At 62.3% G+C, this 24,771-nt stretch carries 24 protein-coding genes; 5 read left to right on the top strand and 19 right to left on the bottom strand.

Annotated elements, in window-relative coordinates:
- The first annotated feature begins 42 nt into the window (after positions 1-42).
- Entirely contained in the window at positions 43-942 is a 900-nt protein-coding gene (locus tag DFO46_RS16070) for a ribokinase (protein ID WP_120278288.1), read from the top strand.
- Positions 943-1,179: 237 nt separating this feature from the next.
- Positions 1,180-3,534, top strand: coding sequence for a methyl-accepting chemotaxis protein (locus DFO46_RS16075; RefSeq protein WP_120277975.1), 2,355 nt, complete (start codon positions 1,180-1,182; stop codon positions 3,532-3,534).
- A 97-nt stretch (positions 3,535-3,631) separates the two neighbouring features.
- Here DFO46_RS16075 and DFO46_RS16080 read toward each other — a convergent pair whose 3' ends face one another.
- Entirely contained in the window at positions 3,632-4,576 is a 945-nt protein-coding gene (locus DFO46_RS16080) for a nucleoside hydrolase (RefSeq protein WP_110790172.1), read from the bottom strand.
- A 145-nt stretch (positions 4,577-4,721) separates the two neighbouring features.
- Between DFO46_RS16080 and DFO46_RS16085 the strand changes: the two genes are divergently transcribed.
- Both DFO46_RS16085 and DFO46_RS16090 read left to right on the top strand, forming a co-directional pair.
- Complete coding sequence (locus DFO46_RS16085; protein ID WP_110790173.1) at positions 4,722-5,144, top strand: Hsp20 family protein; 423 nt, start codon at positions 4,722-4,724, stop codon at positions 5,142-5,144.
- Between the two features lie 47 nt (positions 5,145-5,191).
- Entirely contained in the window at positions 5,192-5,449 is a 258-nt protein-coding gene (locus DFO46_RS16090; RefSeq protein ID WP_110790174.1) for a DUF1150 family protein, read from the top strand.
- A gap of 45 nt (positions 5,450-5,494) precedes the next feature.
- Here DFO46_RS16090 and trmB read toward each other — a convergent pair whose 3' ends face one another.
- From trmB to DFO46_RS16170, 16 genes are all read right to left on the bottom strand, one after another.
- The gene (trmB, locus tag DFO46_RS16095; RefSeq protein WP_120277976.1) at positions 5,495-6,196 is read right to left on the bottom strand and encodes a tRNA (guanosine(46)-N7)-methyltransferase TrmB; all 702 of its coding nucleotides are present in this window, start codon (positions 6,194-6,196) and stop codon (positions 5,495-5,497) included.
- Between the two features lie 7 nt (positions 6,197-6,203).
- Positions 6,204-7,442 carry a methionine adenosyltransferase gene (metK, locus tag DFO46_RS16100; RefSeq protein ID WP_110790176.1) on the bottom strand — a complete coding sequence of 413 codons (1,239 nt, stop codon included), beginning with the start codon at positions 7,440-7,442 and terminating at the stop codon, positions 6,204-6,206.
- Between the two features lie 167 nt (positions 7,443-7,609).
- A complete protein-coding gene (locus tag DFO46_RS16105; protein ID WP_110790177.1) occupies positions 7,610-8,029 on the bottom strand; it encodes a helix-turn-helix domain-containing protein in 420 nt (139 codons plus the stop codon).
- A 148-nt stretch (positions 8,030-8,177) separates the two neighbouring features.
- A complete protein-coding gene (gene lnt / locus DFO46_RS16110) occupies positions 8,178-9,773 on the bottom strand; it encodes an apolipoprotein N-acyltransferase (protein WP_120277977.1) in 1,596 nt (531 codons plus the stop codon).
- Positions 9,774-9,859: 86 nt separating this feature from the next.
- Positions 9,860-11,182, bottom strand: a complete 1,323-nt coding sequence (locus DFO46_RS16115; RefSeq protein ID WP_120277978.1) for a hemolysin family protein — start codon at positions 11,180-11,182, stop codon at positions 9,860-9,862.
- Positions 11,183-11,194: 12 nt separating this feature from the next.
- Positions 11,195-11,701, bottom strand: a complete 507-nt coding sequence (gene ybeY, locus DFO46_RS16120) for an rRNA maturation RNase YbeY (RefSeq protein ID WP_120277979.1) — start codon at positions 11,699-11,701, stop codon at positions 11,195-11,197.
- 19 nt (positions 11,702-11,720) lie between these two features.
- Complete coding sequence (locus tag DFO46_RS16125) at positions 11,721-12,776, bottom strand: PhoH family protein (RefSeq protein ID WP_110790181.1); 1,056 nt, start codon at positions 12,774-12,776, stop codon at positions 11,721-11,723.
- Positions 12,777-12,815: 39 nt separating this feature from the next.
- Positions 12,816-14,210 (bottom strand): tRNA (N6-isopentenyl adenosine(37)-C2)-methylthiotransferase MiaB, encoded by a 1,395-nt coding sequence (miaB, locus tag DFO46_RS16130; RefSeq protein WP_120277980.1) that lies wholly within the window; start codon positions 14,208-14,210, stop codon positions 12,816-12,818.
- A gap of 57 nt (positions 14,211-14,267) precedes the next feature.
- Entirely contained in the window at positions 14,268-15,068 is an 801-nt protein-coding gene (locus DFO46_RS16135; protein WP_120278289.1) for a 1-acyl-sn-glycerol-3-phosphate acyltransferase, read from the bottom strand.
- Between the two features lie 30 nt (positions 15,069-15,098).
- Complete coding sequence (locus DFO46_RS16140; RefSeq protein ID WP_006728031.1) at positions 15,099-15,527, bottom strand: Fur family transcriptional regulator; 429 nt, start codon at positions 15,525-15,527, stop codon at positions 15,099-15,101.
- Between the two features lie 44 nt (positions 15,528-15,571).
- Positions 15,572-16,069, bottom strand: a complete 498-nt coding sequence (locus DFO46_RS16145) for an N-acetyltransferase (protein WP_120277981.1) — start codon at positions 16,067-16,069, stop codon at positions 15,572-15,574.
- 1 nt (position 16,070) lies between these two features.
- Entirely contained in the window at positions 16,071-16,718 is a 648-nt protein-coding gene (tsaB, locus tag DFO46_RS16150) for a tRNA (adenosine(37)-N6)-threonylcarbamoyltransferase complex dimerization subunit type 1 TsaB (protein WP_120277982.1), read from the bottom strand.
- A 21-nt stretch (positions 16,719-16,739) separates the two neighbouring features.
- The gene (locus tag DFO46_RS16155) at positions 16,740-17,303 is read right to left on the bottom strand and encodes a NifU family protein (RefSeq protein ID WP_110790185.1); all 564 of its coding nucleotides are present in this window, start codon (positions 17,301-17,303) and stop codon (positions 16,740-16,742) included.
- 208 nt (positions 17,304-17,511) lie between these two features.
- Positions 17,512-18,003, bottom strand: coding sequence for a universal stress protein (locus DFO46_RS16160; protein WP_110790186.1), 492 nt, complete (start codon positions 18,001-18,003; stop codon positions 17,512-17,514).
- 72 nt (positions 18,004-18,075) lie between these two features.
- Positions 18,076-19,140 carry a tryptophan--tRNA ligase gene (gene trpS / locus DFO46_RS16165; RefSeq protein WP_110790187.1) on the bottom strand — a complete coding sequence of 355 codons (1,065 nt, stop codon included), beginning with the start codon at positions 19,138-19,140 and terminating at the stop codon, positions 18,076-18,078.
- Between the two features lie 88 nt (positions 19,141-19,228).
- Positions 19,229-19,639: a VOC family protein gene (locus DFO46_RS16170; RefSeq protein WP_120277983.1), complete on the bottom strand. Its 411-nt coding sequence runs from the start codon at positions 19,637-19,639 to the stop codon at positions 19,229-19,231.
- 250 nt (positions 19,640-19,889) lie between these two features.
- Between DFO46_RS16170 and DFO46_RS16175 the strand changes: the two genes are divergently transcribed.
- Positions 19,890-20,309 carry a DUF882 domain-containing protein gene (locus DFO46_RS16175; RefSeq protein WP_110790189.1) on the top strand — a complete coding sequence of 140 codons (420 nt, stop codon included), beginning with the start codon at positions 19,890-19,892 and terminating at the stop codon, positions 20,307-20,309.
- Here the strand turns inward: DFO46_RS16175 and murJ are convergent.
- Together murJ and DFO46_RS16185 are read right to left on the bottom strand one after the other, a co-directional pair.
- Complete coding sequence (gene murJ, locus DFO46_RS16180; RefSeq protein ID WP_120277984.1) at positions 20,300-21,910, bottom strand: murein biosynthesis integral membrane protein MurJ; 1,611 nt, start codon at positions 21,908-21,910, stop codon at positions 20,300-20,302. The two genes, DFO46_RS16175 and murJ, sit on opposite strands and share 10 nt — an antisense overlap.
- 1 nt (position 21,911) lies before the next feature.
- A complete protein-coding gene (locus DFO46_RS16185) occupies positions 21,912-24,737 on the bottom strand; it encodes a [protein-PII] uridylyltransferase (RefSeq protein WP_165826143.1) in 2,826 nt (941 codons plus the stop codon).
- Positions 24,738-24,771: the final 34 nt, after the last annotated feature.

The following is a 24,771-nucleotide window of genomic DNA, read 5'->3' on the forward strand; positions in this document are numbered from 1 at the left end:
CCGACTTTTGCTGGGAATTGCTTCAGGGAGGCCCGCGCGCTCATGATCACCGTATTCGGCTCCATCAACATGGATCTCGTCGCCACGACGCCACGCCTGCCGGTTCCCGGCGAGACGGTGGCCGGCACGAGCTTTGCCACGGCGGCCGGCGGCAAGGGCGCCAATCAGGCACTGGCCGCACGGCGGGCGGGGGCCGACGTGCGGATGGTGAGCGCCGTGGGTCGCGACGAATTCGCGGCGCCTGCGGTCGCATTGCTGGACGCGGCGGGAACCGATCTCTCCGGCGTGAAGACGGTCGACGGTCCGACGGGTACGGCTCTCATCCTGGTCGGCGGCGACGGGGAGAACATGATTGCCGTGGTTGCCGGGGCAAACGGCACGGTCGACGCCGGGCAGGCGGAAGCGGCCGTTTCGGCACTGAAGGCCGGCGATACGCTGATGCTGCAGCTGGAGGTGCCGGCCAAGGCCGTGGAAGCGGCGCTCAAGGCCGCCAAGGGCGCCAACGTGCGGACGATCCTCAATCTGGCACCGCTGACGGCGGAAGCCGCGACCCTGGCAAAACTCGCGGATGTGGTGATTGCCAACGAAACCGAATTCGAGCTCCTCGCCGGACGCCAGGGATTGACGGCCGCCGAACGGGAAGAGACCGCCCTTTCCATGCATCGCGAGACGGGCCAGGTTCTGATCATCACGCTCGGCGCTGCTGGCGTGATCGCCGCCGAAGGCGGCGTGCTGCACAAGGCGCAAGGGCTGAAGATCGAGCCGGTCGACACCGTCGGCGCCGGGGACACGTTCTGCGGCTATTTTGCCGCAAGCCTGGATGCGGGTCTCGGCTTCGACGCGGCGCTTCGACGCGCGGCAGTCGCGGGGTCTCTGGCCTGCCTCAAGGCTGGCGCGCAGCCATCGATCCCCATGGCGGGTGACGTCGCGGGCAGGCTATAAAACGTCTTCCTGACCAAACTCTTGATATATTAGCAAAAAATCAATCGCCTCAGGCGGTTTGAGGGCGTTTGCCTTCAAGCATTTTTTACGAATGAACCTTCATCTTCCGGTGCAAGGCCGCCCGACCTTTCCGGGCGGCTCCCTGCCCCCGTGCTTCCATGATGGAGCATGTTCCAGCATTGCGAACGCATCACGTGTCTCCAATGTCATCGTTTTTCATGTGAGCATGAGGAAGCAATGTCCATTTTCAAGATGAAGTCATTGGCAGCGAAACTGATCGTCGTGACCGGCGCCGCCATTGCCGTCGTTCTATTCGTATCGAACCTCTTTCTTATCCTTCAGACACGCGAGCGGGTCCAGACCCTGACGATGGATCAGGCCAATGCCGAAGCGAAGGCCATTGCGACGGATGTCGCAGGCTCGGTCGGAGAATTGGCCGGTGCGGCCCGATCGATGGCCGGCGTCATCGGACGCGCGCAGGAGGGCAAATACCTCGATCGCAAATCCGTCGTCGACGTACTGAAAGCCAATCTCGAGCAGAACGCCTTTGCCTTTGGCAGCTGGTTTGGCGAGGAACCCAACGCCTTTGATGGCCAGTCCCCCAGCATGGCCGGGAAGACGGAGACCGGATCGGCCAAGGACGGCGCCTTCAACCCCTATTGGACAAAGAGCAAGGACGGGGGCTTCACCTTCTCGACCTTCAATTCCAATTTCGAGGCCGAGTGGTATGGACTTGCCGCGAAGAGCCGGAAGGGCGCGATTACCCAGCCCTATGCCGAACAGACCACGGGCGAGCACACCGCAATGACGTCGATCGCCTATCCGGTGATTGCCGGCGGCAAGCTGATCGGCGTGAGCGGCGTCGACATTTCGCTGAAGGCGATGACCGACAAGCTGAACAAGCTGCATCCCTTCGAGACGGGCCGCGTGACCCTGCTTTCGCAAAGCGGAAAATGGATCGTGGGGCCGACACCGGACCTTCAGATGAAGCCCTATGAGGAAACCGGGGCGGATCTCATAAAATCTGCCCTTTCTTCGCTGAGCGGCGGCGTGATCAAGGATCTCGGCGAAGCAGACAATCGGTTCGACCGGGTGGTCTATCCCTTCCAGCTGCCCGACGTGAATGCCAACTGGGTTATCCTAGTCGACGTTCCGCATGCGGCGATCAGCGCTCCAGTCGAAGCCCAGACCTATATGATGATCATCGGCGGCGTGATCGTGCTTGTCGCCGTGATGGCGGCTCTTTACCTGGCCGTCGGCAGCTTCGTGCGGAAGCCGCTTGCCGGGTTGGTCGGCAGTGTGACCGTGCTGAGCACCGGCAAATATGACGACACCGTGCCGAACCAGGATCGTGACGACGAAATCGGCATGGTCGCCAAGGCTCTGGACGGCTTCCGCCATCGTCTGGCCGAAAGCCGCGTTCTCGCCGCCGAAGCCGATGTACAGCGCCAGGAAGCCGAAGGCGAGCGGCGTCGCAATGAACAGGAGCGCAGCGCCTCCTCCGCGACACAGCAGCACGTGGTCGCAGCCCTCGGCAACGGATTGTCCGAACTTTCGCGCGGCAACCTCACCTTCCGGATCGCCGAGGATTTCCCTGGCGAATATGGCGCCCTGAAGCGGGACTTCAACGAAGCCCTGGCAACCCTCGAACAGGCGATTGCCTCGGTGAACACAGGCGTGGTCAATATCAGCGCCGGTACGGGTGAAATCTCGGAAAGTGCTGCAGACCTTGCCAAGCGCACCGAGCAGCAGGCTGCGAGCCTCGAAGAGACGGCGGCGGCGCTGAACGAGCTGACCGAACAGGTCAATTCGAGCGCCGACAATGCCGGGATCGCCGCCAATACCGTGAGCATCGCGGTGAAGGATGCGGAAAAATCGGGCGAGGTTGTGCAAAAAGCGGTTGCCTCGATGCAGGGCATCGAACAGTCCTCGCAGGAGATCTCGCGGATCATCGGCGTCATTGACGAGATCGCGTTTCAGACCAACCTGCTGGCGCTCAACGCGGGTGTCGAAGCGGCTCGTGCGGGCGAAGCCGGCAAGGGCTTTGCCGTCGTTGCCCAGGAAGTGCGCGAACTGGCGCAGCGGTCTGCCAATGCGGCAAAGGAAATCAAATCGCTGATCAATGCATCGGGTGCGCAGGTGAAGGATGGCGTGCAGCTCGTCGGCCAGGCCGGCGAGACGCTGCACAAGATCTCCGAACAGGTTCTGCAGATCAACGGCCTCATCCGACAGATCTCGGCCTCGGCCAGCGAGCAGGCATCCGGACTGAAGGAAGTCAATTCCGCCATGCACCAGATGGACCAGGTGACGCAGCAGAATGCAGCGATGGTGGAGGAAACCACGGCCGCCAGCATGGCGCTGCGCAACGAGTCCGATACGCTGAAGGACCTCGTGGCGCGGTTTCAGGTAAGCGGCGGCGGACAGTCTACGGCAATGTTGCGGACAACCGCGCAGGCCATGCGCCAGCCCACAGGCGCGGCGCCAGCCTCTTCTACGCCACGGGCGCCCGCTTACCATCCGGCACCCCGGAAGGTCGCCGCATCCGCCGGACGGGCACCCGCAGCCGGCGGCGACAACTGGGAAGAGTTCTGAGCCGAACCGACGTTTCGGCTTGAACAAAGAAGGGCCGCCGGAAAACCGGCGGCCCTTCTTTCAGGTGGAGATCACGTCCGAAGTCCAGCCTACGGCGTCAGAGTCGGGCGAAGCGCTCGATGAGCAGGTCGAAGAAGCCGTCGGCATCGACGTTGCGCATGACCTGGACATTCGGCTTGCGACCGGAGACACGCCACCAGTCGACGACGGTCATGCCGACCGTGAGTTCGGACTGCAGCTCGATCTCAACATTGCAGTGGCGACCGCCGAACAGTTCCGGCTTCAGAAGGTAAGCAATGACTGTCGGATCGTGCAGCGGGCCGCCGTCAGAGCCATATTTCTCCTCGTCGAAGCGCTCGAAGAACTGCAGCCACTCGACCATGGTTGCGGCCGGCTTGGTGCCGATTTCGGCGATGCGGGCGACGCGGGCCTTGGTGGTCATCAGCTGGTGGGTGACATCGAGCGGCATCATGGTGACCGGGATGCCGGAACCGACGACGGCGGCGGCCGCATGGGGATCGACGTAGATGTTGAATTCGGCTGCTGGCGTGATGTTACCGCCTTCGAAAAAGCCACCACCCATCATTACCAGTTCGCGGACGCGGGGTGCGATATCCGGGGCTTTCTGGAGGGCGAGGCCGATATTGGTGAGCGGGCCGAGCGTGCAGAGCGTGACTGTGCCTTCCGGCTCGCGGCGGATGGTGTCGATGATGAAATCGACGGCGTGCTGAGGCTGCACCTTCATGGTCGGCTCGGGAAGGACTGCGCCATCGAGGCCAGTCTTGCCGTGCACATGCTCGGCGGTGACGAGATCGCGCACCATCGGTCGATCCGCGCCTTCATAGACCGCGCGGGCCTGCTGGCCGCAGAGTTCGCAGACGATGCGGGCGTTGCGGCTGGTATAGGAGAGCGGCACATTGCCGGCGACCGTGGTGATGCCGAGAAGGTTCAGTTCGTCCGGGCTTGCGAAGGCGAGCATGAGGGCCGCGGCATCGTCCTGGCCGGGATCCGTATCAATGATGATCTTGCGGGGGTCTGTCATGGGGCGTCCTGATATCGAAAGCGCGAGGCTTGGCGCTGCGGATGGCGTTTGTCAAGCAGTCGACCGCTTGTCGTGCCGCGCGTCAGTCCCCATATTTGGGTGGATACAGGACCGGCGTCGACTGGTGACGCAAACAGGGAATCGCATGAGCCGAAACCGCCTTCCCGCCGAGGGGTTGATCATCACGTTCAGTCTTGCCGAGGGCGTTCCGCTGCGGCGGCCGCGCGGGAGCGACGGCTATCCGCCCTATGACATCGAGCGACTGCCAGCTGACAAGGGGCAGGATCGGCTGCGAATCACCCTTGCGGTGGCAGGCTTTGCCGAAGAGGAACTGGACGTGACGATCGAGGGCGGGCAGCTTTCGATCACCGGCAGACAGGCCGAGCGGGAGGAGCAGGATTTCCTCTTCCGCGGCATCGCAGCCCGCCAATTCCAAAGGGTTTTCGCCCTGGAGGAGGGTATGGAAGTGACCGGGGCCAGCTTGCGCAACGGATTGCTTTCAATCGAAATCATCCGCATGGCACCGATGCATCTGGTAAGGAAAATTAACATCTCCGCCGCACAATGACGGTTGCGGCATGCTTTGCCGCCTCTCCCCCAATGTGGAGGCTCGGAATGTTACTAAAAGAAGCTTCAGCCCGCCTGACGCAATCCGAACTGGCTCATCTCGGAGCCGGCGAAGTGGGTTATATTCGCAAGATGAAGTCCGACGAAGTGTCGCGCTGTTTTCCGGAAGCGCCGGAAATCGATCCGACGCTGGATCTCTGGGCGCTGTTTGCCGCAGACGGCACGCCGATCCTTTTGACCGACAATCGCTCGAGCACCTTCTTCAAGGCGGCCGAAGACGATCTGAAGACCGTGTCTCTGCACTGAGCGGGACAATGGAATGGAAGAGCGTCAGCGCAGGCTGACGCTTGTTCAGCGGCGGATGAAGGTGAGATAGGCCGAGGAACGGCCTTCGCGGCGGGCCTTGGCCTCGTAGCGGGTGCCCGGCCAGCCGTCATACGGCGTGAGCCAGTCACTGGCATTGCGCGCCGTCCATTCGAAGCCGCCGTGAGCGCGGCAATGCTGCAGCGTCCAGTTGACATAGGTGTCGATGTCGGAGGCGAAGCAGAAGATGCCTTCGGGCTTCAAGACCTTGTGGAAACGCTCGAGATTGACCTGCGAGACAAAACGGCGCTTCCAGTGGCGCTTCTTCGGCCAGGGATCGGCGTAGAGAAGGTCGATCTGGTCGATCTGGCCTTCCGGCAGCCAATCCAGAAGCTGCACGGCATCATCGTCATAGACGCGAATGTTCTTCAAGCCCTCGGCCTCCACCACGGCCAGGAGCTTCGCCATGGAATTGACGAAGGGTTCGACGCCGATGAAGCCGGTCGAGGGATTGGTGCGGGCGCGGTGGACGAGATGTTCACCACCACCGAAGCCGATTTCGAGCCGGATCTTGTCGATGGGCACGGGGAACAGCGATTTCAGGTCTGCCGGGACGGGCGATGCGAGATCGACCTTGAGCTCGGGCAGGATGGTTTCCATGCGCCCGACCTGCTGCTCGCGCAACGGCTTGCCCTTGCGTCGACCGAAAAAGGCTTCGGTCGACCTCGTCTTGCGTTCCGCGTCCGTCATTTCACCTTCAAGCCTTGAGAGCGTCCTTGAGCGGCTTGACCAGATCGAGCTTCTCCCAGGAGAAGGAACCGTCGCGGCCAGCCTTGCGGCCGAAATGGCCATAAGCGGACGTCTTAGCATAGATCGGCTTGTTCAGGTCAAGATGGCGACGGATGCCCGATGGGGACAAGTCCATGACCTTGCGGATCGCGGCCTCGACCTCGTCCTCGGTGACCTTGCCGGTGCCGTGCAGATCGACATAGATCGACAGCGGCTGGGCAATGCCGATGGCATAGGAGATCTGGATGGTGCAGCGATCGGCGAGACCGGCGGCCACGACGTTCTTGGCGAGGTAACGGGCGGCGTAGGCGGCCGAACGGTCGACCTTGGTCGTGTCCTTGCCGGAGAAGGCGCCGCCGCCATGGGGGGCTGCACCGCCATAGGTGTCGACGATGATCTTGCGGCCGGTGAGGCCTGCGTCACCATCCGGGCCGCCGATGACGAACTTGCCGGTCGGGTTGATGTACCAGGCGCAATCGGCGGCGATCTTCAACTCGCCGAGTGCTTCCTTGATGAAGGGCTCGACGACCTGACGGACCTTCTTCGAATCCCAGTTCTCGTCGAGATGCTGGGTGGACAGAACGATCGAGGCCACTTCAGCAGGCTTGCCGTCGACGTAGCGGACGGTGACCTGGCTCTTGGCATCGGGGCCGAGCTTGCCGACATCCCCCTCGCCCTTCTTGCGGGCGGCGGAGAGGAGCTGCAGGATCTTGTGGGAGTAGTAGATCGGGGCCGGCATCAGGTCCGGCGTTTCCTTGCAGGCGTAACCGAACATGATGCCCTGGTCGCCGGCGCCTTCGCTGTTGGACGAGTCGGCAGCCTTGTCGACGCCCTGGGCGATGTGGGCGGACTGGGAATGCAGGAGCACGTCGATCTTGGCGGTCTTCCAGTGGAAGCCGTCCTGCTCGTAGCCGATGTCGCGGATCGCCTTGCGGGCGGCGGACTTGAACTTGGCGGGGTTGATGACCTCGTTGCCGTTCTTGTCGGTCTTCATCAAGCTCGGCGGCAGGCGGACTTCACCGGCGATGACGACGCGGTTGGTGGTGGCAAGGGTCTCGCAGGCGATGCGCACGGTCCAGGGATCCACCCCGGTCTTGGCCGCTTCCCGGTATACGAGATCGACGATTTCGTCGGAGATGCGGTCACAGACCTTGTCCGGATGACCTTCAGATACGGATTCACTGGTGAAGAGATAGTTGGCGCGCATCGGGATTCCCCTCAAAGTATGGATGGCGGCATCGTTACCCAGTTCAAGTTTCAATGACAAGAACACAACCACATAAATATATCTTTATGTGAGTAAACTTTTTCCCTACAGGACAAAAAAAAAGCGGCCCGGGGGGACCGCTTTTTTTTGTCAGACCAGGGTGCCGATCACTCGGCGTCCGCTTCCGCGCCCAAAGCCTTGACCAGATCGACGATCTTGCGGCGAACCTTCGGATCGGCAATTTTGACGAATGCACGATTGAGCTGCAGCCCCTCGGACGAGGACAGGAAGTCCACGACATAGTTGGAGCTGGACGCTTCGGCCATGCCCGCCGATCCCGACGACTGCTCGCCCGGCGCATCTTCGAAGAAGAAAGAAACGGGAACCGTCAGAATATTGGAGATATTCTGAAGCCGGCTTGCACCGACGCGGTTGGTGCCCTTTTCATACTTCTGAATTTGCTGAAATGTGATACCTAGGCTTTCACCAAGCTTCTCTTGGCTCATGCCAAGCATCGTTCGACGAAGGCGAATCCGACTACCGACATGGATGTCAATCGGGTTCGGCTTCTTCTTGTTCTCGATCATTAATGTCGTCCTGACAAATGTGTTGGCGTTTTGACCATAACCCCATGCCCGCCCAACCATTACGATACGTTGTACTCGTCGTCGATGATCTTTTAGCATACTTGCAGACTCACGGTCGGAGCCACTATGCAATTTTAGGGGTTTTTGGTCAATTCATCCGTCTAATAAAACCCAAACGAGAAATGCTTGCGACGAAACCAAGGACTCCCAGGACCAACCAAAAGTTTAGGTTGTGGTCGAAACTGTTTCGTTTCGGCACAGTTGGCATGCCTATGGTTGCATCGATAGCGCCCGATATGTTCAGTGCCAGACCATCAACGACCTGACCATAGCTATCCGTCACAGCAGATATACCATTGTTGGCGTCCCGAATGAGGGGAACGCCACGCTCGACTGCACGCAAACGGGACTGAAGGAAGTGCTGGTAAGGGCCGGGTGTTGCGCCGAACCAGGCGTCATTTGTGATATTAATGATTGCATTGGCGCCCGCCAGATCCGGCGCCAGTTCGCCCGGAAAAATCGCCTCGTAGCAGATCAACGGATAGAAGGAGAGGCCGGAGGGAAGCGTGAGGGGTGAGCGACTGGCGGCCGGAGAGAAGCCACCCGGCAGGCTGATCAGTTCCTCGATGCCGAAGCGGCGCAGGAGATCCTCGAACGGCAGATACTCGCCGAAAGGTGTCAGATGCACCTTGTCGCTGGCCGCCAGGATCTGTCCCTTGTCGTCGATCAGGTAGATCGAATTGTAATAGCGCGGCGGCAGGCCCGCGCCGCGCTCCTCCGCCCTGACGGCACCGGTGATCAGCACCTGACCATCCTGCAGGACATCACCGATGCGAACCAGCGCATCCGGATTTTCCGTCAGGATGAAGGGAACGGAGGTTTCCGGCCAGACGATGACGTCCGGCCTCTGGTGGCCGGCGGCGGGCGCGGCCGAAGTGAGGGCCAGGTGTTTTTCGAAAACACCGACACGATCGGCGTTTTCCATCTTCTGCGCCTGGTCGATGTTCGGCTGGACGAGGCGGATGCTGACCTGCCGCTCCTCGCCGATCTCCGGCGGAGCGAGATGGAGGCGCCAGGCGCCATAGCCGAAATGCGCTGCGGACAAGAGCACCGCGAGCGTGAGCCCGGGCACGGCGCCCCGGCGGGTGCCGAGCAGGGCCGGAGCGGCAAAAACGAAGACGGACAGCGCGGTCACACCAAAAAGGCCGAGCACATAACTCGACTGCATCATCAGCGGCACGGGCATGGCGGCATAACCGATGGCATTCCAGGGAAAGCCGGTGGCGATCGTTGCGCGCAGCCACTCAGTGAGGCCGAAGCCGAGCGCGAGTGCTGCGATGCGGCCCATGCCATCGGACCAGACGAGGCGGGCAAACATGGCGGCGACCCCATAGAAGATCGCCAAAAGGGCCGGCAGACCGAGCACCGCAAGCGGGATCGCCCAGGCAAAGCCGCTGGCATCGACCAGCAGCGCATTGCCGAGCCACCAGAGGCCGGCGACGAAATAACCGAGGCCGAAGAGCCAGCCGGTCAGGAAGGCGGCGCGCAGATTGAGCGTGCCCGAGCGCTCGGGATTGCCGGTAAGCCCGTCGAGGAGCCAGACCAGCAGGGTGAAGGAGACGAACATGGCGGCGAAGACGCCGAAAGGCGGCATGGCGAGCGCGCCGATGGCGCCCGCAAGGACTGCCAAGCCCGATCGACGCCATCCTCCGAGCAGCAAGATCCTGCCGGCCAGTCGTTCCATGCACACCCCTCCGCTACCGCGAATCAACCGCCCGGCAGTGTTTCAAACTTCCGGGCGGATGTCGCGGACTTCACCACTGGCGGCGGTCAGGCGCCGGAAACAGAGTTGCCGGCATCACCGACGGCGACAGGGGCGGTCGCGGCTGCGGGTTCCGCCTCGTTGCCGACTGTTGGCGCCTTGACGCCGTTGGTCGCAGCCGGCTTGCTGCGGCGGGGCTTCGGCTCCGCCCTGGTGGCACGAGGCTTGGCCTCCGTTGCCACCGGCGCCGGGGCCTTGGTCGCTGTGGAGACCTTCTCGGTCTCGTGCTCATCCACACGGCTTTCCGGCTCGCCCTTGGCAGAGCGGCGGCGGACGGCCGCGCGCTTGCGCGTGACGCGCACGCGCTTGATGCGGCGCGGGTCGGCATCGAGAATGTGGAATTCGAAGCCTGGCAGCGCCTGGACGACTTCGCCACGGGCCGGAATGCGGCCAAGTGCGGAGAAGATCAGACCGCCCAGCGTATCGACGTCTTCCAGACGATCCTTGATGTCGAAATCGGGACCGATCGCTTCCGCGATCTCTTCGAGTTCGACGCGGGCATCGGCCACCAGAACATCGTCTGACACCCGGCTGAACATGACTTCCTCGTCGTCATGTTCGTCATCGATATCACCGATGACCATTTCGACGATGTCTTCATGGCTGACCAGCCCGTCGGTGCCGCCATATTCGTCGATGACGAGCGCCATCTGGGTGCGGGCGGCCTGCATGCGGCTCATCAGGTCTGAGGCAAGCATGGAGGGCGGCACGAAGAGGATGGAGCGGATGATGCCGGCATCGGCGACGGTCTTGGACAAATCGATGCGAGAGAGATCGAAGTCGATCTTCGGCTTGGCAGCCTTCTCTGTCTTCTCAACCTTTTCGGCGCCGTTTGCGGCGGCGCGGGCCGGCGCACGGCGGCGGCTGCGCGCCTGCTTGGTCACGTAGGAGAGAAGGTCGCGGATGTGGACCATGCCACGCGGATCATCCAGCGTTTCGGCATAAACCGGCATGCGCGAACGACCGGATACCTCGAAGATGGTCATCAGCTCGCCGATCGTGACGCTCTGGTCGACCGCCTCGATATCGACGCGCGGCACCATGATGTCTTCGACGCGGACTTCGCGGAAGCGGAGGATGTTGTGCAGCATCGCCCGCTCTTCGGGCGTGAAGGCTTCGCCAAGGCTGGCATCCGCCTTCAGCGCGTCGGTCAGATCCTCGCGCAGGCTCGTCGAGGACGACGGCTTCAGGATGCGGGCGAGGCGTGCCCAGAAAGAGGTTGAGTTTCGGTTCGAGCTTTCCGCTCGCGAAGGACTACTGCCCTCGTCGGACGACGGGCCTTCCGGTCCGTCACTGGCCTCGGGGGCCGTTCTTGTTACAAAGTCGCTCATTGGTCCAAACTATCAGATGGGGTCCTGCCCCGCATAGGGGTCAGATAGGCCAAGTTCCGCCAGAATGCGAGTCTCCAGCGCTTCCATTTCCTCGGCGTCGTCGTTTTCGATGTGGTCATAACCGAAAAGATGGAGAAATCCGTGCACCATCAGGTGTGTCAGATGATCGTCAAAACTCTTGTCGAGTTCGACGGCTTCCCGCTCCACCGTCTCCCTCGCGATGACGATATCGCCGAGCATGGGGCCCGGCATCTTGCCGGGCGTGAGCGGAAAGGCGGGGAAAGACAGGACGTTGGTCGGCTTGTCCTTGCCGCGCCATTCCGAATTGATTTCGCGGATTGTTTCATCGTCGGCGAAGACGAGGGAGAGTTCGGTCGGCTGGGCCGGGAAGGGCTGACCTTCTTGTGTCTGCAAAAAGGTCTCTGCCGCGCCGAGCACGCGGGAGGCCAATGCCTCCAACGCGTCCTCGTCTGCCCAACCGTCTGCCTCGACGGCGATCTGTATGTCCAAGTGCGTCATGTCGGGTCTGAACGGGCCGTCAGTGATCGGCCTGCTCGCTTTCATCCTGTACCTTGTACTTGGCGTCATAGGCCTGAACGATGCGGCCGACCAGCGGGTGACGGACGACATCGGTGTCCTTGAAACGGACGACCGAGACGCCTTCGACGCCTTTGAGCACCTGCAGGGCCTCGACGAGGCCGGAGGTCACGCCGCGTGGCAGGTCGACCTGGCTCGGGTCGCCGGTGATGATCATGCGGCCGTTCTCGCCAAGGCGGGTCAGGAACATCTTCATCTGCATCGACGTGGTGTTCTGCGCCTCATCGAGAATGATCGCGGCATTGGCGAGCGTGCGGCCGCGCATGAAGGCGAGCGGCGCGATCTCGATGACGCCGGCGGTGATCGCGCGTTCGACCTTGTCGCCCGGGATCATGTCGTAGAGCGCATCATAAAGCGGGCGCAGATAGGGATCGACCTTGTCCTTCATGTCGCCAGGCAGGAAGCCGAGGCGCTCGCCCGCTTCGACAGCGGGGCGCGACAGGATGATCTTGTCGACGACGCCGCGCTCGAGCAGCTGGGCTGCATGGGCAACCGCGAGATAGGTCTTGCCGGTGCCGGCGGGGCCGACGCCGAAGACGAGCTCGGCACGCTCCAGCGCCCGCATATAGGCGTCCTGGGTCGGCGTGCGGGCGGCGATGGTCTTCTTGCGGGTGGAGATCTGCGCCATCGACAGCCGGGCCTTGCGCTCCAGCGTCGGCAGGGTCAGCTGATCATCGGCTGCGACCGCCATGCGGATCGCACCTTCGACATCGGAGGCTTCGACCGAACCGCCGCTCTGCAGGCGGGCATAGAGGAAATCGAGCGCGCGGCGGGCCTGGTTGGTCGCCAGAAGTTCGCCGGTGATGGCCACGGAATTGCCGCGGGCATGAGCCTCGATATGCAGACGCTGTTCGAGCAGCTTCAGATGCTGGTCGAACTGACCGAAGAGCTCGCTGGCCAGCCTGTTGTTCTCGAACGTCAAGATGAAGTGATTGGCGTCGGTCGCAGCGGTTTTGATGTTGCGCGAAGGTGAGGAAATCACTTCTGTGGCGTTCAAGCGATCAGGCTCCTGTTGGATCAGGTTCAGGCCCTCACTCTAACCCTCTGCCACCTCGGCAAACAAGCTGTTTGGGCCGGCTGCGGTGATTCGTACCTGTATAATGTCACCGATTTGCGATGACTTTGCATTAAGATTCACAGACTGCAGCCAAGGGGAGCGTCCAATCAGCTGTCCGGGCATGCGGCCGGGCTTCTCAAGGAGCACATCCATCTGCTGTCCGACCAGGGATTCCATGAAGGCCTGCTGTTGCTTCAGCAGCAATTCTTGCAGTCGCGCCAGGCGTTCGGTCTTCACGTCTTCGGCCACCTGATCGGGCAGATCGGCGCCGGGGGTTCCGGGTCGGGTCGAATACTTAAACGAATAAGCCTGGGCATAGTTCACTGTGCGCACAAGATTCATCGTGTCTTCGAAATCCTGGTCCGTCTCGCCGGGGAAGCCGACAATGAAATCGCCCGAGAGCGCGATGTCGGGACGGACCGCACGGATGCGTTCGATGAGGGCGATATATTCGGAGGCCTTGTGGCGGCGGTTCATGGCCTTGAGGATACGGTCGGAGCCCGACTGCACCGGCAGATGCAGATAGGGCATCAGCATCCTCAAATCGCGATGCGCCTCGATGAGGCGGTCGTCCATGTCGCGCGGATGGCTTGTCGTGTAGCGCAGGCGGGCGAGACCTGGGATTTCGGCGAGCTTGTAGAGAAGGTCGCCGAGGCCGATCGCCCTGCCCTTCTCATCCTCGCCGTGCCAGGCGTTGACGTTCTGACCGAGCAGGGTCAGTTCACGCACGCCGCTGTCGACCAGACGACGGGCTTCGGTCAGAAGCTGGGAGAGCGGGCGGGAGACTTCAGAGCCACGGGTATAGGGCACCACGCAGAAGGTGCAGAACTTGTCGCAGCCTTCCTGGACGGTGAGGAAGGCGGTGACCGAGCGGGGCTTGCCGATGACCTTGGTCGGATCGGGCAGATGCTCGAACTTGTCTTCCAGCGCATATTCGGTATCGACCACGCGCTCGCCGGCACGGGCCTTCTGGAGCGCCTGCGGCAGGCGGTGATAGGTCTGGGGACCGAGGACGACATCGACTGCGGGCTCGCGGCGGGAGATTTCCTCGCCTTCGGCCTGGGCGACACAGCCGGCGACGCCGATCATGAATTCCTTGCCTTCGGCGGCGCGGGCCTTCTTGTGCTCACGCAGGCGACCGAGCGCGGAGTAAACCTTCTCGGCTGCCTTTTCGCGGATATGACAGGTGTTGAGGACGACCAGATCGGCCTCTTCCATGACGTCTGTCGGGGCATAACCATCCGCCGCCAGGGCGTCGGCCATGCGGCCGCTGTCATAGACGTTCATCTGGCAGCCATAGGTCTTGATGAAGACCTTGCGCGTGTTGGCGCCCGGCGCCTGTTCGGTTGGCAAGTCGAGGATGTCCTGGGTCATGCCGGCTATTTAGTGGTTTTCGGCGCGCGGTTAAACCTAAAAAATTGAAGGCCGCGCTCAGCGGCGGTGGCGGCCGCGCAGATGGGCGAGCAGCATGTCCCGCAGGCGGCTCTCGACATGGGTGGCGAGGGTCTTGCGGTTGTCGCCCTGGCGGAAGTCGACCGTGTCGCCAAAGGTGACATCGACATCCAGCGCGCCGGCACGCAAGACACCCATCAGATGGGACACCATGCCGACATCGCCGGGCCAGCCGGCGATCGGGCGATGGTAGCGGCCCATGGGCATGCCCTGGATGCGGGTATAGGCGATGGCGACCGGCTGGACGTGGACGACGGCGTTTTCCTGATCCTTCGGGAGGGCCGCGGCGGCGGCGCCGAAGAGGGACGATTTGACCGAGAGGACGCGGTTGCCGTCGGAAGTGGTGCCTTCGGGGAAGAGGACGACGATTTCGCCATCGGCCATGCGGCCGGCGATTTCATTGACCTGATCGCCGGTGCGGCGCTTTTCCTCGCGCACGACGAAGATCGTCTTCTGCAGGCGGGCAAGCGTGCCGAAAATTGGCCAGGACGCGACTTCGGTCTTGGCGATGAAGACGACATCGGCGAGCGAGCCGAGGACGAGGATGTCCTTCCAGGAGGCGTGATTGGCGGCGATCATCAGGGGGCGGCGCGGATCGAGGCTGCCATGGGTGTGGACCCGGATGCCGAGGCAATAGAGGGCGACCTTGTGCCAGGTGCGCGGCAGGCGGCGGCGCAGGCGCCAGTCGAAGCGCAGGGCGAGCAGTTGCAGGGGGATGAGGACAGCGGAGAAAAGGCCGAGGACAACGGCCATGATGCCGATCCGCAGGCCGTTGACCAGGCCGAACCTGCCCGCCTCGGGTTGCATGGGTTACTTCTCGTCCTTCGAGAGCGGAATGCCGTAAAGTTCCAGCCGATGGCCGACGAGACGGAAGCCGTGTTCGCGGGCGATGCGCTCCTGCAGCGCCTCGATTTCCGGCGAGTGGAACTCGACGACGGTCCCGGTCTTCAGGTCGATCAGGTGATCGTGGTGTTCTTCCGGAACCGTCTCGTACCGCGAGCGGCCGTCGCGGAAATCGTGACGCTCGATGATGCCGGCATCTTCGAAGAGTTTGACGGTGCGGTAGACGGTGGAGATCGAAATCTTGGCGTCGATCTTGGAGGAGCGGCGATAAAGCTCCTCGACGTCGGGATGATCGTCGGACTCTTCCAGGATGCGGGCGATGACACGACGCTGCTCGGTCATGCGCATGCCGCGTTCGGCACAGAGCGCTTCCAGCGATTTCAGGGCGTCGTTCATGAATTCAGCATATCCGCAGATGATCGGTTGGTGCAATCGCCGGGTTAGCGAAGATCGCGGCGCATGACAAGCGCGGAGGTCCGGCGGCCGTTTTCGTCGGTGTAATAGGCCGGGCGTTCGCCGGCCTTTTCGAAACCGAGCTTGCGGTAGAGGCCGAGTGCCGGCGCATTGCCGTCGTCGACCTCCAGGAAGATCGCCTCGCCGCCCCTGCTTTTCGCCTGGCGCATCGCCGCCTGCATCAGGCGCCAGCCGAGGCCGAAACGACCAACCTTGTCGCTGACGGCAATCGTCAGGATCTCGGCTTCACCGGCCACTTCGCGGGCGAGCACGAAGCCGCTCAAAGGCGCCTTGAAGATCAGCGTGTTGGTCTGCCAGGCGGCAAAACCGAAAGTGTTGGGCTGGAGAAGCAGGCTGAGGAATTCGCCATCCCCCCAGGCGCGTGGAAAACGCTGGGCATGCAGTTCGGCGACGGCCCGGCAGTGATCCGGGACCATCTCCACGATTTCGAATTCGGGCTGGCGGTAGAAAAGGCTGTCGCGCATGTCAGGCTCTCGATACGGCAAAACCCGTCTGCGGTTTTGCATCGGGTCCCCGCAGATAGAGCGGTTTGGCCTTGCCCTGAGCTTTCGTCGTCGCTGAAATGCGGGCGACGATGTCGATCGGGTAGTGATCGGGTTCTGTCGGGGCTTCCGGATCGGCGATCAGGGCGGACGCCGAACCGGTGACCTTGGTTCCGGCAACAGCGGCGCGGGAGAGGAAATCCTCCAGCGTCACCAGAGCCGGTTCTTCAAGCGCGGCACCGTTCTGGAAGGCCTGGACATAGACTTCTTCACGATGAGCGTTGATGGCGGCGAGCACGGGCGCATCCGTCTCCGGCACGGTGCGGGCGAGGACTTCGAGCGTGCAGACACCGACGCATTCGATGCCCAGCGCCAGCGCCAGGCCACGGGCGGCAGCGACGCCGACACGGATGCCGGTAAACGAGCCGGGGCCGACGGTGACGCCGATCTTCTCGATATCAGCGAGGCTGAGGCCGGATGTCGTCACGGCCTCCTCGATCATCGCCATCAGCCGTTCGGCATGGCCGCGACCGATGGTTTCGCTGACGCGTGCAAGCACTGTGTCGGTGGATGAATCATAAACGGCGGCTGCGCAATCCACACCCGCCGTATCGATCGCAAGAACGATCATCGTATCCCCAGACCGGCCCAATCAGACCGCTTCGACTTCCTGAACTTCCGGCACGAAGTGGCGCAGCAGGTTCTGCACGCCATGCTTCAGAGTGGCGGTCGAAGACGGGCAACCGGCGCAGGAGCCCTTCATGTTGAGGAAGACCTTGCCGTCCTTGAAGCCGCGGAAGGTGATGTCGCCGCCATCCTGGGCGACGGCCGGGCGGACGCGGGTTTCGAGCAGTTCCTTGATGGTGGCAACGATCGTCTCGTCGCCGGCCTCGAAGAATTCTTCGTCGCTATCAACCTGCGCGGATGTCGAGGCCGTGCCCATGACCGGGGCGCCGCTCATGAAATGCTCCATGATCGTGCCGAGGATGGCGGGCTTCAGATGCTGCCATTCCGGGCCATCCTTGGAGACGGTGACGAAATCATAACCGAAGAAGACGCCGGTGACGCCCGGGATGGCGAAGATACGGGTGGCGAGCGGCGAGGCTGCCGCCGTCTCAGCATCACGGAATTCCGCCGTGCCCGTCTGCATCACCACCTTGCCGGGCAGGAACTTCAGGGTGGCGGGGTTCGGCGTGGCTTCGGTCTGGATGAACATGGCGGTCTCCGCGCGGTGCTCTCACCGCTCAAATTTAGAATTCTTCAAAAGTTAAGACTTCCGGCCCGGCAGTTCAAGACATGATCGACCGGGAGGGGATAAATGGCTAGAGCTTCTCCGCTTTTCTTCGAATCGCGAAAATGCCCTAGCTCTTTGTTTACACGCAATTCCGAACGCAAAACCGCTGCGCACTTTTGCTGGAATTACTTTAGCAAAGTGCGTCGATTTCCTCGTCGGTCAGCGAGTCCGGCAGGACCGTGACGGGGATCGGGAAGGCCGCACCCCGGCCGGCGATCATCGAGACGAGCGGACCTGGACCATCCTTGGTGGAGCCTGCGGCCAGAACGAGGATCGCGATGTCGCGGTCTTCTTCGATCAGGCTGTTGATCTCCGGATAGGCGCTGCCCTCGCGGATGACGAGTTCCGGCTCGATGCCGATCGATTCACGCACCGTCTGGGCGGCCTTGGCCATCACGGCCTCGGCTTCCTCGCGCGCCTCTGCGCGCATGATCTCCTCGACGCCCAGCCATTGCTGGAAGTCACCGTCCGGGATCACGTAGATCAGCACGAGCCCGCCATTGGAATTCTTGGCGCGACGGCCTGCGTAGTGGACGGCGCGGGAGCATTCCGGGGTATTGTCGATGACCGCCATGAACTTGCGGCGGTGACCTTCAAGACGTGACAGACGCGTTGAAACCATGGAAAACCCCGCCGGCTGAAGGTGTGTCGATGTCGATCGCGGGCTTGGAGCAATCCCGCGATCGAGGGGAGCTTATCGCACGAATCCGATGATGTCGCGGACTTCGTTCATGGTCTTTTCGGCGCGGGCACGGGCGCGGGCACCGCCGTCGCGCAGGACCGCATCGATATGACCCGGATCTTCCATCAGGCGGCGCATTTCGGCGTTGATCGGCGCCAGCACCTCGACAGCGAGATCGATCAGAGCCGGCTTGAAGACCGAGAACTGCTGGCCCCCGAACTCTGTCAGAACGTCCGCCTTCGACTTGTCGGCCAGAGCCGCGAAGATGCCGACGAGGTTGTCAGCTTCGGGGCGACCTTTCAGGCCTTCCGTCTCGCTCGGCAGGGCATCCGGATCGGTCTTCGCCTTGCGGATCTTCTTGGAGATCGCGTCCTGGTCGTCCATCAGGTTGATGCGCGAGAGATCCGACGGGTCCGACTTCGACATCTTCTTCGAGCCGTCCTTCAGGCTCATGACGCGCGGCGCCGGACCATCGATCAGCGGCTCGACCATGGGGAAGTAGGCATGCACCGGCTCTTCACCGACCTTGATGTCGATGCCGAGACCCGTCGGCACGATCTTGTCGTGGAAGTCGAGGTTGAACTTCATGGCGATGTCGCGGGCGAGTTCCAGATGCTGCTTCTGGTCATCACCGACGGGCACATGGGTTGCGCGGTAGACGAGGATGTCGGCGGCCATCAGGCTCGGATAGGCGTAAAGACCGAGCGAGGCCTGCTCGCGGTCCTTGCCTGCCTTGTCCTTGAACTGGGTCATCCGGTTCATCCAGCCGATGCGGGCGACGCAGTTGAAGATCCAGGCGAGTTCCGCATGCTGCGGCACCTGGGACTGGTTGAAGACGATGTGCTTTTCCGGATCGATGCCGGCGGCGAGGAAGGCGGCGGTGATCGAGCGGATCTGGGTCGGCATGTCCTCGTGGACCAGCTGGGCGGTCAGCGCGTGCATGTCGACGACGCAATAGATGCAGTCGTTGTTTTCCTGCAGCGCGACGAACTTTCTGATGGCGCCGAGATAGTTGCCGAGATGGAGGTTGCCGGTGGGCTGAACGCCGGAGAAAACCAGCGGCTTGAACTCAGTCATTGTAATCCTCAACAGGCTGGTGGAGGGCCCGATCTACTGATCGTGTCGGTCTGGGCTTATGCACGGCGGGCGGGATGCAATCAAGCGCTCACTTTTGAGGTGAGGGCTGTGCCCGCTCGATCAGATCCCAGAGGTTTCCGTAGAGATCGGCAAAGACGGCGACCGTGCCATAGGGCTCGTGGCGTGGCTCCTCCTGGAAGACGACGCCAGCTTTCACGAAACGCCGATGGTCGCGGGCGAAATCATCGGTTTCGAGGAAGAAGCCGACGCGGCCGCCGGTCTGGTTGCCGATCGCGGCACGCTGGGCATCGTCCGTGGCTTCGGCCAGCAAGAGGGCCGCGCCCTGCCCGCCCGTTGGGCGAACCACCAGCCAGCGCTTGCCCTCGGGCTGAACCGTGTCTTCCACGCAGGTGAAACCGAGGCCATCGCAATAGAAGGCCTTGGCGCGATCGTAGCTGTCGACGACCAGACTGACGAGGAAGAGGCTGTTTCTGCTCATGAATAAGGTCTTTCTGTTCGGGCTGTGACACAACGCCCGCTGATGTCACGATCGAGGCGATTTCCTCCCCAAATCGAGGGGGTTAGGAGGCGGTTTCGTGTGTAACCGCATCGTGATTCAGCGACCCGGACGAGCCCCGCCCCGAAGAATTGAGCAAAGCGCACCAAATTCGCCACATTCTCCGGAATAAAAAACCCCAGCAAGCGATCTTGATCGCTTAAGGCAACAAATTCATTCCAGAAGGTCACTCATGCGCACATTGTTTCGCGTCGCGCTCGGCTGCGTGCTTTCCATCGGTTTTCTCTCTCCCGTGGAGGCCGTCGAGACCAAGAAGCGTCACTTCTTCATGAAGCATGACACCACGGTTGCCTATACCCTGCAACGGGTGAGCGTGAGGGCCAGCTGTTTTCCGGACGAACTGAAGGGCATCCTTGCCCATATCGCCAAGAAGACCGGCAAGAAGCCGATCGTCACCTCCGGCCATCGGCCACGTTCGGGCAAATCGCAACACAGCCACTGTTACGCCGCCGATATCCGCGTTCCCGGCGTCTCCGAGAAGAAGATCGTGGCGGCAGCAGCGAGCGCGCCGGGGATCGGCGGCATCGGCCGCTATTGCAACGGCATCGTGCATGTCGATATCGGGCCGAAGCGCCGCTGGACCTATTGCTGATCGCCTTCGCCGGTGACCGTATCCTTGGCGGCCGCTGACTTCGGCTTGCGCTTCAGATTGCGCCTGATCATCCCGAGATCGGCGCCGCCGATGGCAAAGGCGATACCGAAATAGACGGGCATGGCAATCGCGATCAGGCCACCCAAAGCGAGCAACTGGTCGAACAGCGGGCTCTGCGGCGAGAGCCAGGCGGACCAACGGGCGGAAAGATAGACCAACAGAGCGGCCATGATCGCCGAGGCGACCATCAAGCGCAAAGTGCGGGTGATCAACGACCGTTCGAACACCAGATGGCCACGCCAGAGCAGCACGGAGAAGAGCAGGATCGTATTGGTCCAGCCGGCGGCGGCTTCGGCAATCGCGATGCCGCTTTCCTCGAAAATCGGAAACAGCGTGACCGCAAGGCCGGTGTTGAGCGCCACCGAGACCATGGTGAAGCGCATCGGCGTCTTGGTGTCTTCGCGGGCGTAATAGCCCGGCTGAAGAGCCTTGATCAGCACGAAACCGGGCAGGCCCAGGCCATAAATCGCAAGGATCGAGGCGACGACGGCCGTGTTCTGCTCGGTGAATGCGCCGCGTTCATAGAGGACGCGGATGATCTCATCGGAGAGGACCCAGATGCCGGCCGCGGCTGGCAGCGTGAGAAACAGCACAAATTCGATGGCGCGGTTCTGGAGATTGCCGGCCTCTTTCATGTGACCGCTTTTCAGCGCCCGCGCCAGTTCCGGCAGGAGGACGACCGCGACCGCGACACCGACGACGCCGAGCGGTAGCTGGTAGATGCGGTCGGCATATTGCAGGGCGGCGATGGCGCCCTCCTTGCCGGATGCGATGGCCTGGCCGATCAGCTGGTTGATCTGGGTGATGCCGCCGGTGACGGCAGCGGGAATGGCCAGCACGAGCAGCCGCTTCACATTGGGAGTGAAGCGCGGACGCCTGAAACCGATCCGGATGCCGGCATGGCGCACGCCGAGATAGACGACGGCCATCTGCAACAGGCCGGCGCCGAGCACCGACCACGAGAGCGCCCAGGCGGTGGCGGCGGGATCAGCACCCGTCCACAATGCCCAGCCGAGGGCGCCGATCATCAGGACATTGAGGAAGACAGGCGCAATCGCGGCGGCGAAGAAGTGGTGCAGCGAATTCAGCATGCCGCTCAGCATGGCCGTCAGCGACATGCACATCAGATAGGGGAACATGACGGTGGCGAGGCGCACCGTCAGGTCGAACTTCTCCTGATCTCCGACAAAGCCGGGTGCGATGATCCATTCGACGATCAGGGGCATCGCAAGCTGCATGCCGATGGTGAGGATCATCAGGACCGAGAAGAGGACGCCGAAGACTTCTTCCGAAAAGCGCTTGGCGCCATCCAGCCCGTTTGCCTCGATCTCCTTGGCAAAGAGCGGCACGAAGGCGGCGTTGAAGGCGCCCTCGGCGAAGAGACGGCGGAAGAGATTGGGGAAGCGGAAGGCAGCGTAGAAGACGTCGGCAACCGGGCCCGTGCCGAGTGCGGCTGCCATCAGGGTTTCGCGGGCGAAGCCGAAAACGCGGCTGCCAAGCGTCGCGCCACCGACGGTCATGAATTTCTTGACGAGGCTCATTTCAGGCCCGTGCCTTCTTCGGTGCCGGCGTGGCGCGCTGTGGTTGGGCTATGATGCCGGATGGCATGTTGTCCTTCAGCTCGTCCGGCTGCTCCGCCATCACCAGTTTCAAGCGGTTGGCGATATTGACCTGGCGGTTCTCGTTGGTGACCTTCTGGCCGACGAGATCGGTGACGTAGAAGGTATCGATGACCTTTTCGCCGAAGGTGGTGATGCGGGCCGAATGGATGTCGAGCGAAAGATCGGACAACACGGCGGTGATTTCGGCCAGGAGACCGATTCGGTCGAGGCATTCGATCTCGATGACCGTGAACTTGTTCGACAGTGCATTCGACAGGCGCACATCCGGCTGAACGGGGAAGGTCTTGTTCTTCTTCTTGCCCTTGGTGCGCGTGGCGATGACCTCAGGCAGGCGCTTGCGGCCGGAGAGAACGTCCTCGATCATCTTGGAGATGGTGGCGGCGCGGCGCATCTCGTCCTCGTCGATCGGAAATTCGCGGTTGATCAGGATCGTGTCCAGAGCGCGGCCATCCGAGGTCGTGAAGATCTGGGCATCGGCGATGTTGGCACCGGCTGCGGCGCAGGCACCGGCGATGATCGACAAGAGACGCGGATGGTCAGGCGAGAGTACCGTGATTTCGGTGATCGCGTGGAACTGGTGGGTGCGCACCATCGTGGCGAGCGCCTTGCCCGCCTTGTCCGACTCGCGAATGAAATGGGCGTGGCGGACCTGGTCTTCGAGATCGACCGAGAGCAGATAGGGCTCGTAATGCAGCTTGGTGTAGGTGCGCTGGTCCTTCTGGCTCCAGCCCTCAAGCGCCTGGGTGAGCTGCTCGGCGGCGTGCTTGGCGCGCTCTTTCCGCGAGACCTGGGAGAAGCCGCCTGACAGCAGCAGCTCGGTCTCGTAATAGAGCGTGCGCAGAAGCTGGCCTTTCCAGCCGTTCCAGACACCGGGGCCGACCGCGCGGATATCGCAGATGGTCAGGACCAGCAGCATCTTCAACCGGTCGAGCGACTGCACCTTTTCGGCAAAATCGGTGATGGTCTTGCGGTCGTGCAGGTCACGGGTCTGGGCGACCATGGACATCAGCAGATGCTGATCGATCAACCAGACGACCATTTCGGTCTGCTTGGGCGACAGACCGAGACGCGGGCAGAGCTTGCGGGCGACCTTGGCGCCGGCGACGGAGTGATCCTCCTGACGGCCCTTGGCGATGTCGTGGAGAAGGACCGCCACATAGAGCGTCTGGCGGTCCTCGATCTCCGGCATGATCTTGTTGGCGAGCGGATGGATCTCCTCCGCCTTACCCTTATCGATCTCGGAGAGCACCTCGACGGTGCGGATCAGGTGCTCGTCGACGGTGTAGTGATGATACATGTTGAACTGCATCATCGAGACGATCTTGCCGAATTCCGGCATGAAACGGCCGAGCACGCCGGCCTCGTTCATGCGGCGCAGGATGAAGCCCGGATCCTTGCGCGAGGTGAGAATCGACAGGAAGAGGCGATTGGCTTCCTCACTTTCCCGGAAATCATGGTCGATCAGAGAGAGCGAGCGGGTGACGGCTTTCAGCGCATCGGGATGGAACTCCAGCCCGTTCAGATCCGCCACATGGAAGAGGCGCATGATCGACATCGGGTCTTTCTTGAAGACGCCGGGATCGGCGAGCGCAATGCGGCCGCGATCGTCGATGAACTCGCTGGCGCCGGGGATCTTGCGCGGGCGGTTGGCAAAGCGGCCGAGCATGCCGCCAATGCCGGGCGCGGCCTTGGCCTGCTGGTCTTCAAGTGCTGCGGCGAAGATGCGGGTGAGGTCGCCGACATCCTTGGCCACCAGAAAGTAGTGTTTCATGAAGCGCTCGACGGCGGAGAGGCCGGGGCGCGGCTGATAGCCGAGGCTTTTCGCAATCTCCGGCTGGATGTCGAAATAGAGCCGCTCTTCCGGCTTGCCGGTCAGGTAATGCATGTGGCAACGGACGGCCCACAGGAAATCGTCTGCCTTCTGGAAGAGACGCCATTCGTGGCGGGAGAGCACGCCGAGACGGACCAGTTCGTCGGTGTCGCGGACATGGTAATTGTATTTCGCAATCCAGAAGAGGGTCTGGAGATCGCGCAGACCGCCCTTGCCTTCCTTGACGTTCGGCTCGACCAGATAACGGCTGTCGCCGGCCTTGCGATGGCGTTCGTCGCGTTCGGCAAGCTTGGCGGCGATGAATTCCGGCGCGGTGCCGGTCGTCACTTCCTGGTCGAAACGGTGCTGGAGCTCGGTCACCAGCGCCTCATCGCCGCAGATGTGGCGGGTTTCGAGGATGGCGGTCCGGATCGTCATGTCCGACTTCGACAGACGGATGCATTCCTCGACCGTGCGGGTGGCGTGGCCGACCTTGAAGCCGACATCCCAGAGCAGATAGAGGATGAACTCGACCGCCTTGTGCATGCCCGGCCCGGCCTTCGCCGGCAGCAGGAAGAGAAGGTCGATGTCGGAGCCGGGTGCGAGCGTGCCGCGACCGTAACCACCGACGGCAGCGACTGACAGACCTTCCGTGTCCTTCGGATAGACATGGGTGCGGGCAAAATCGAAGATGACCGAAATCAGCTGGTCCTGGATCCAGGAGATGCGGTTGGCGCAGTTCATGCCGCTGCCATCCTCGAAGAGCTTCAGCCGCGCCTGTTCGCGCGCATCGGCCGAGGCCTTTTTCAGGATGGGCAGGAGCTTCGAGCGGGTCTCCAGCATGTTGCCGCAGCCGGCTTCCGCGACCGTCTTGCAGGACGCCAGCAGCGCGTCGGTGTCGAGGAGGTCGTCGAAGGCAAGCTCTGCTTTGGCCATGGGGGCTGCATCATCTCTTGGGAACCCGGGAATC

The organism is Rhizobium sp. AG855, from assembly GCF_003610655.1.
Classification (GTDB): Bacteria; Pseudomonadota; Alphaproteobacteria; order Rhizobiales; family Rhizobiaceae; genus Allorhizobium; species Allorhizobium wuzhouense.

Coding starts and splice junctions, on each gene's coding strand:
- DFO46_RS16145 (WP_120277981.1), bottom strand. CDS start 16,069: ATGCGCGACAGCCTTTTCTACCGCCAGCCCGAATTCGAAATCGTGGAG.
- murJ (WP_120277984.1), bottom strand. CDS start 21,910: ATGAGCCTCGTCAAGAAATTCATGACCGTCGGTGGCGCGACGCTTGGC.
- DFO46_RS16155 (WP_110790185.1), bottom strand. CDS start 17,303: ATGTTCATCCAGACCGAAGCCACGCCGAACCCCGCCACCCTGAAGTTC.
- DFO46_RS16080 (WP_110790172.1), bottom strand. CDS start 4,576: ATGACAGACCCCCGCAAGATCATCATTGATACGGATCCCGGCCAGGAC.
- DFO46_RS16075 (WP_120277975.1), top strand. CDS start 1,180: ATGTCCATTTTCAAGATGAAGTCATTGGCAGCGAAACTGATCGTCGTG.
- DFO46_RS16070 (WP_120278288.1), top strand. CDS start 43: ATGATCACCGTATTCGGCTCCATCAACATGGATCTCGTCGCCACGACG.
- ybeY (WP_120277979.1), bottom strand. CDS start 11,701: ATGACGCACTTGGACATACAGATCGCCGTCGAGGCAGACGGTTGGGCA.
- DFO46_RS16090 (WP_110790174.1), top strand. CDS start 5,192: ATGTTACTAAAAGAAGCTTCAGCCCGCCTGACGCAATCCGAACTGGCT.
- DFO46_RS16140 (WP_006728031.1), bottom strand. CDS start 15,527: ATGAACGACGCCCTGAAATCGCTGGAAGCGCTCTGTGCCGAACGCGGC.
- metK (WP_110790176.1), bottom strand. CDS start 7,442: ATGCGCGCCAACTATCTCTTCACCAGTGAATCCGTATCTGAAGGTCAT.
- tsaB (WP_120277982.1), bottom strand. CDS start 16,718: ATGATCGTTCTTGCGATCGATACGGCGGGTGTGGATTGCGCAGCCGCC.
- DFO46_RS16105 (WP_110790177.1), bottom strand. CDS start 8,029: ATGATCGAGAACAAGAAGAAGCCGAACCCGATTGACATCCATGTCGGT.
- DFO46_RS16085 (WP_110790173.1), top strand. CDS start 4,722: ATGAGCCGAAACCGCCTTCCCGCCGAGGGGTTGATCATCACGTTCAGT.
- DFO46_RS16170 (WP_120277983.1), bottom strand. CDS start 19,639: ATGAGCAGAAACAGCCTCTTCCTCGTCAGTCTGGTCGTCGACAGCTAC.
- DFO46_RS16175 (WP_110790189.1), top strand. CDS start 19,890: ATGCGCACATTGTTTCGCGTCGCGCTCGGCTGCGTGCTTTCCATCGGT.
- trmB (WP_120277976.1), bottom strand. CDS start 6,196: ATGACGGACGCGGAACGCAAGACGAGGTCGACCGAAGCCTTTTTCGGT.
- miaB (WP_120277980.1), bottom strand. CDS start 14,210: ATGACCCAGGACATCCTCGACTTGCCAACCGAACAGGCGCCGGGCGCC.
- DFO46_RS16160 (WP_110790186.1), bottom strand. CDS start 18,003: ATGGTTTCAACGCGTCTGTCACGTCTTGAAGGTCACCGCCGCAAGTTC.
- lnt (WP_120277977.1), bottom strand. CDS start 9,773: ATGGAACGACTGGCCGGCAGGATCTTGCTGCTCGGAGGATGGCGTCGA.
- DFO46_RS16115 (WP_120277978.1), bottom strand. CDS start 11,182: ATGAGCGACTTTGTAACAAGAACGGCCCCCGAGGCCAGTGACGGACCG.
- trpS (WP_110790187.1), bottom strand. CDS start 19,140: ATGACTGAGTTCAAGCCGCTGGTTTTCTCCGGCGTTCAGCCCACCGGC.
- DFO46_RS16185 (WP_165826143.1), bottom strand. CDS start 24,737: ATGGCCAAAGCAGAGCTTGCCTTCGACGACCTCCTCGACACCGACGCG.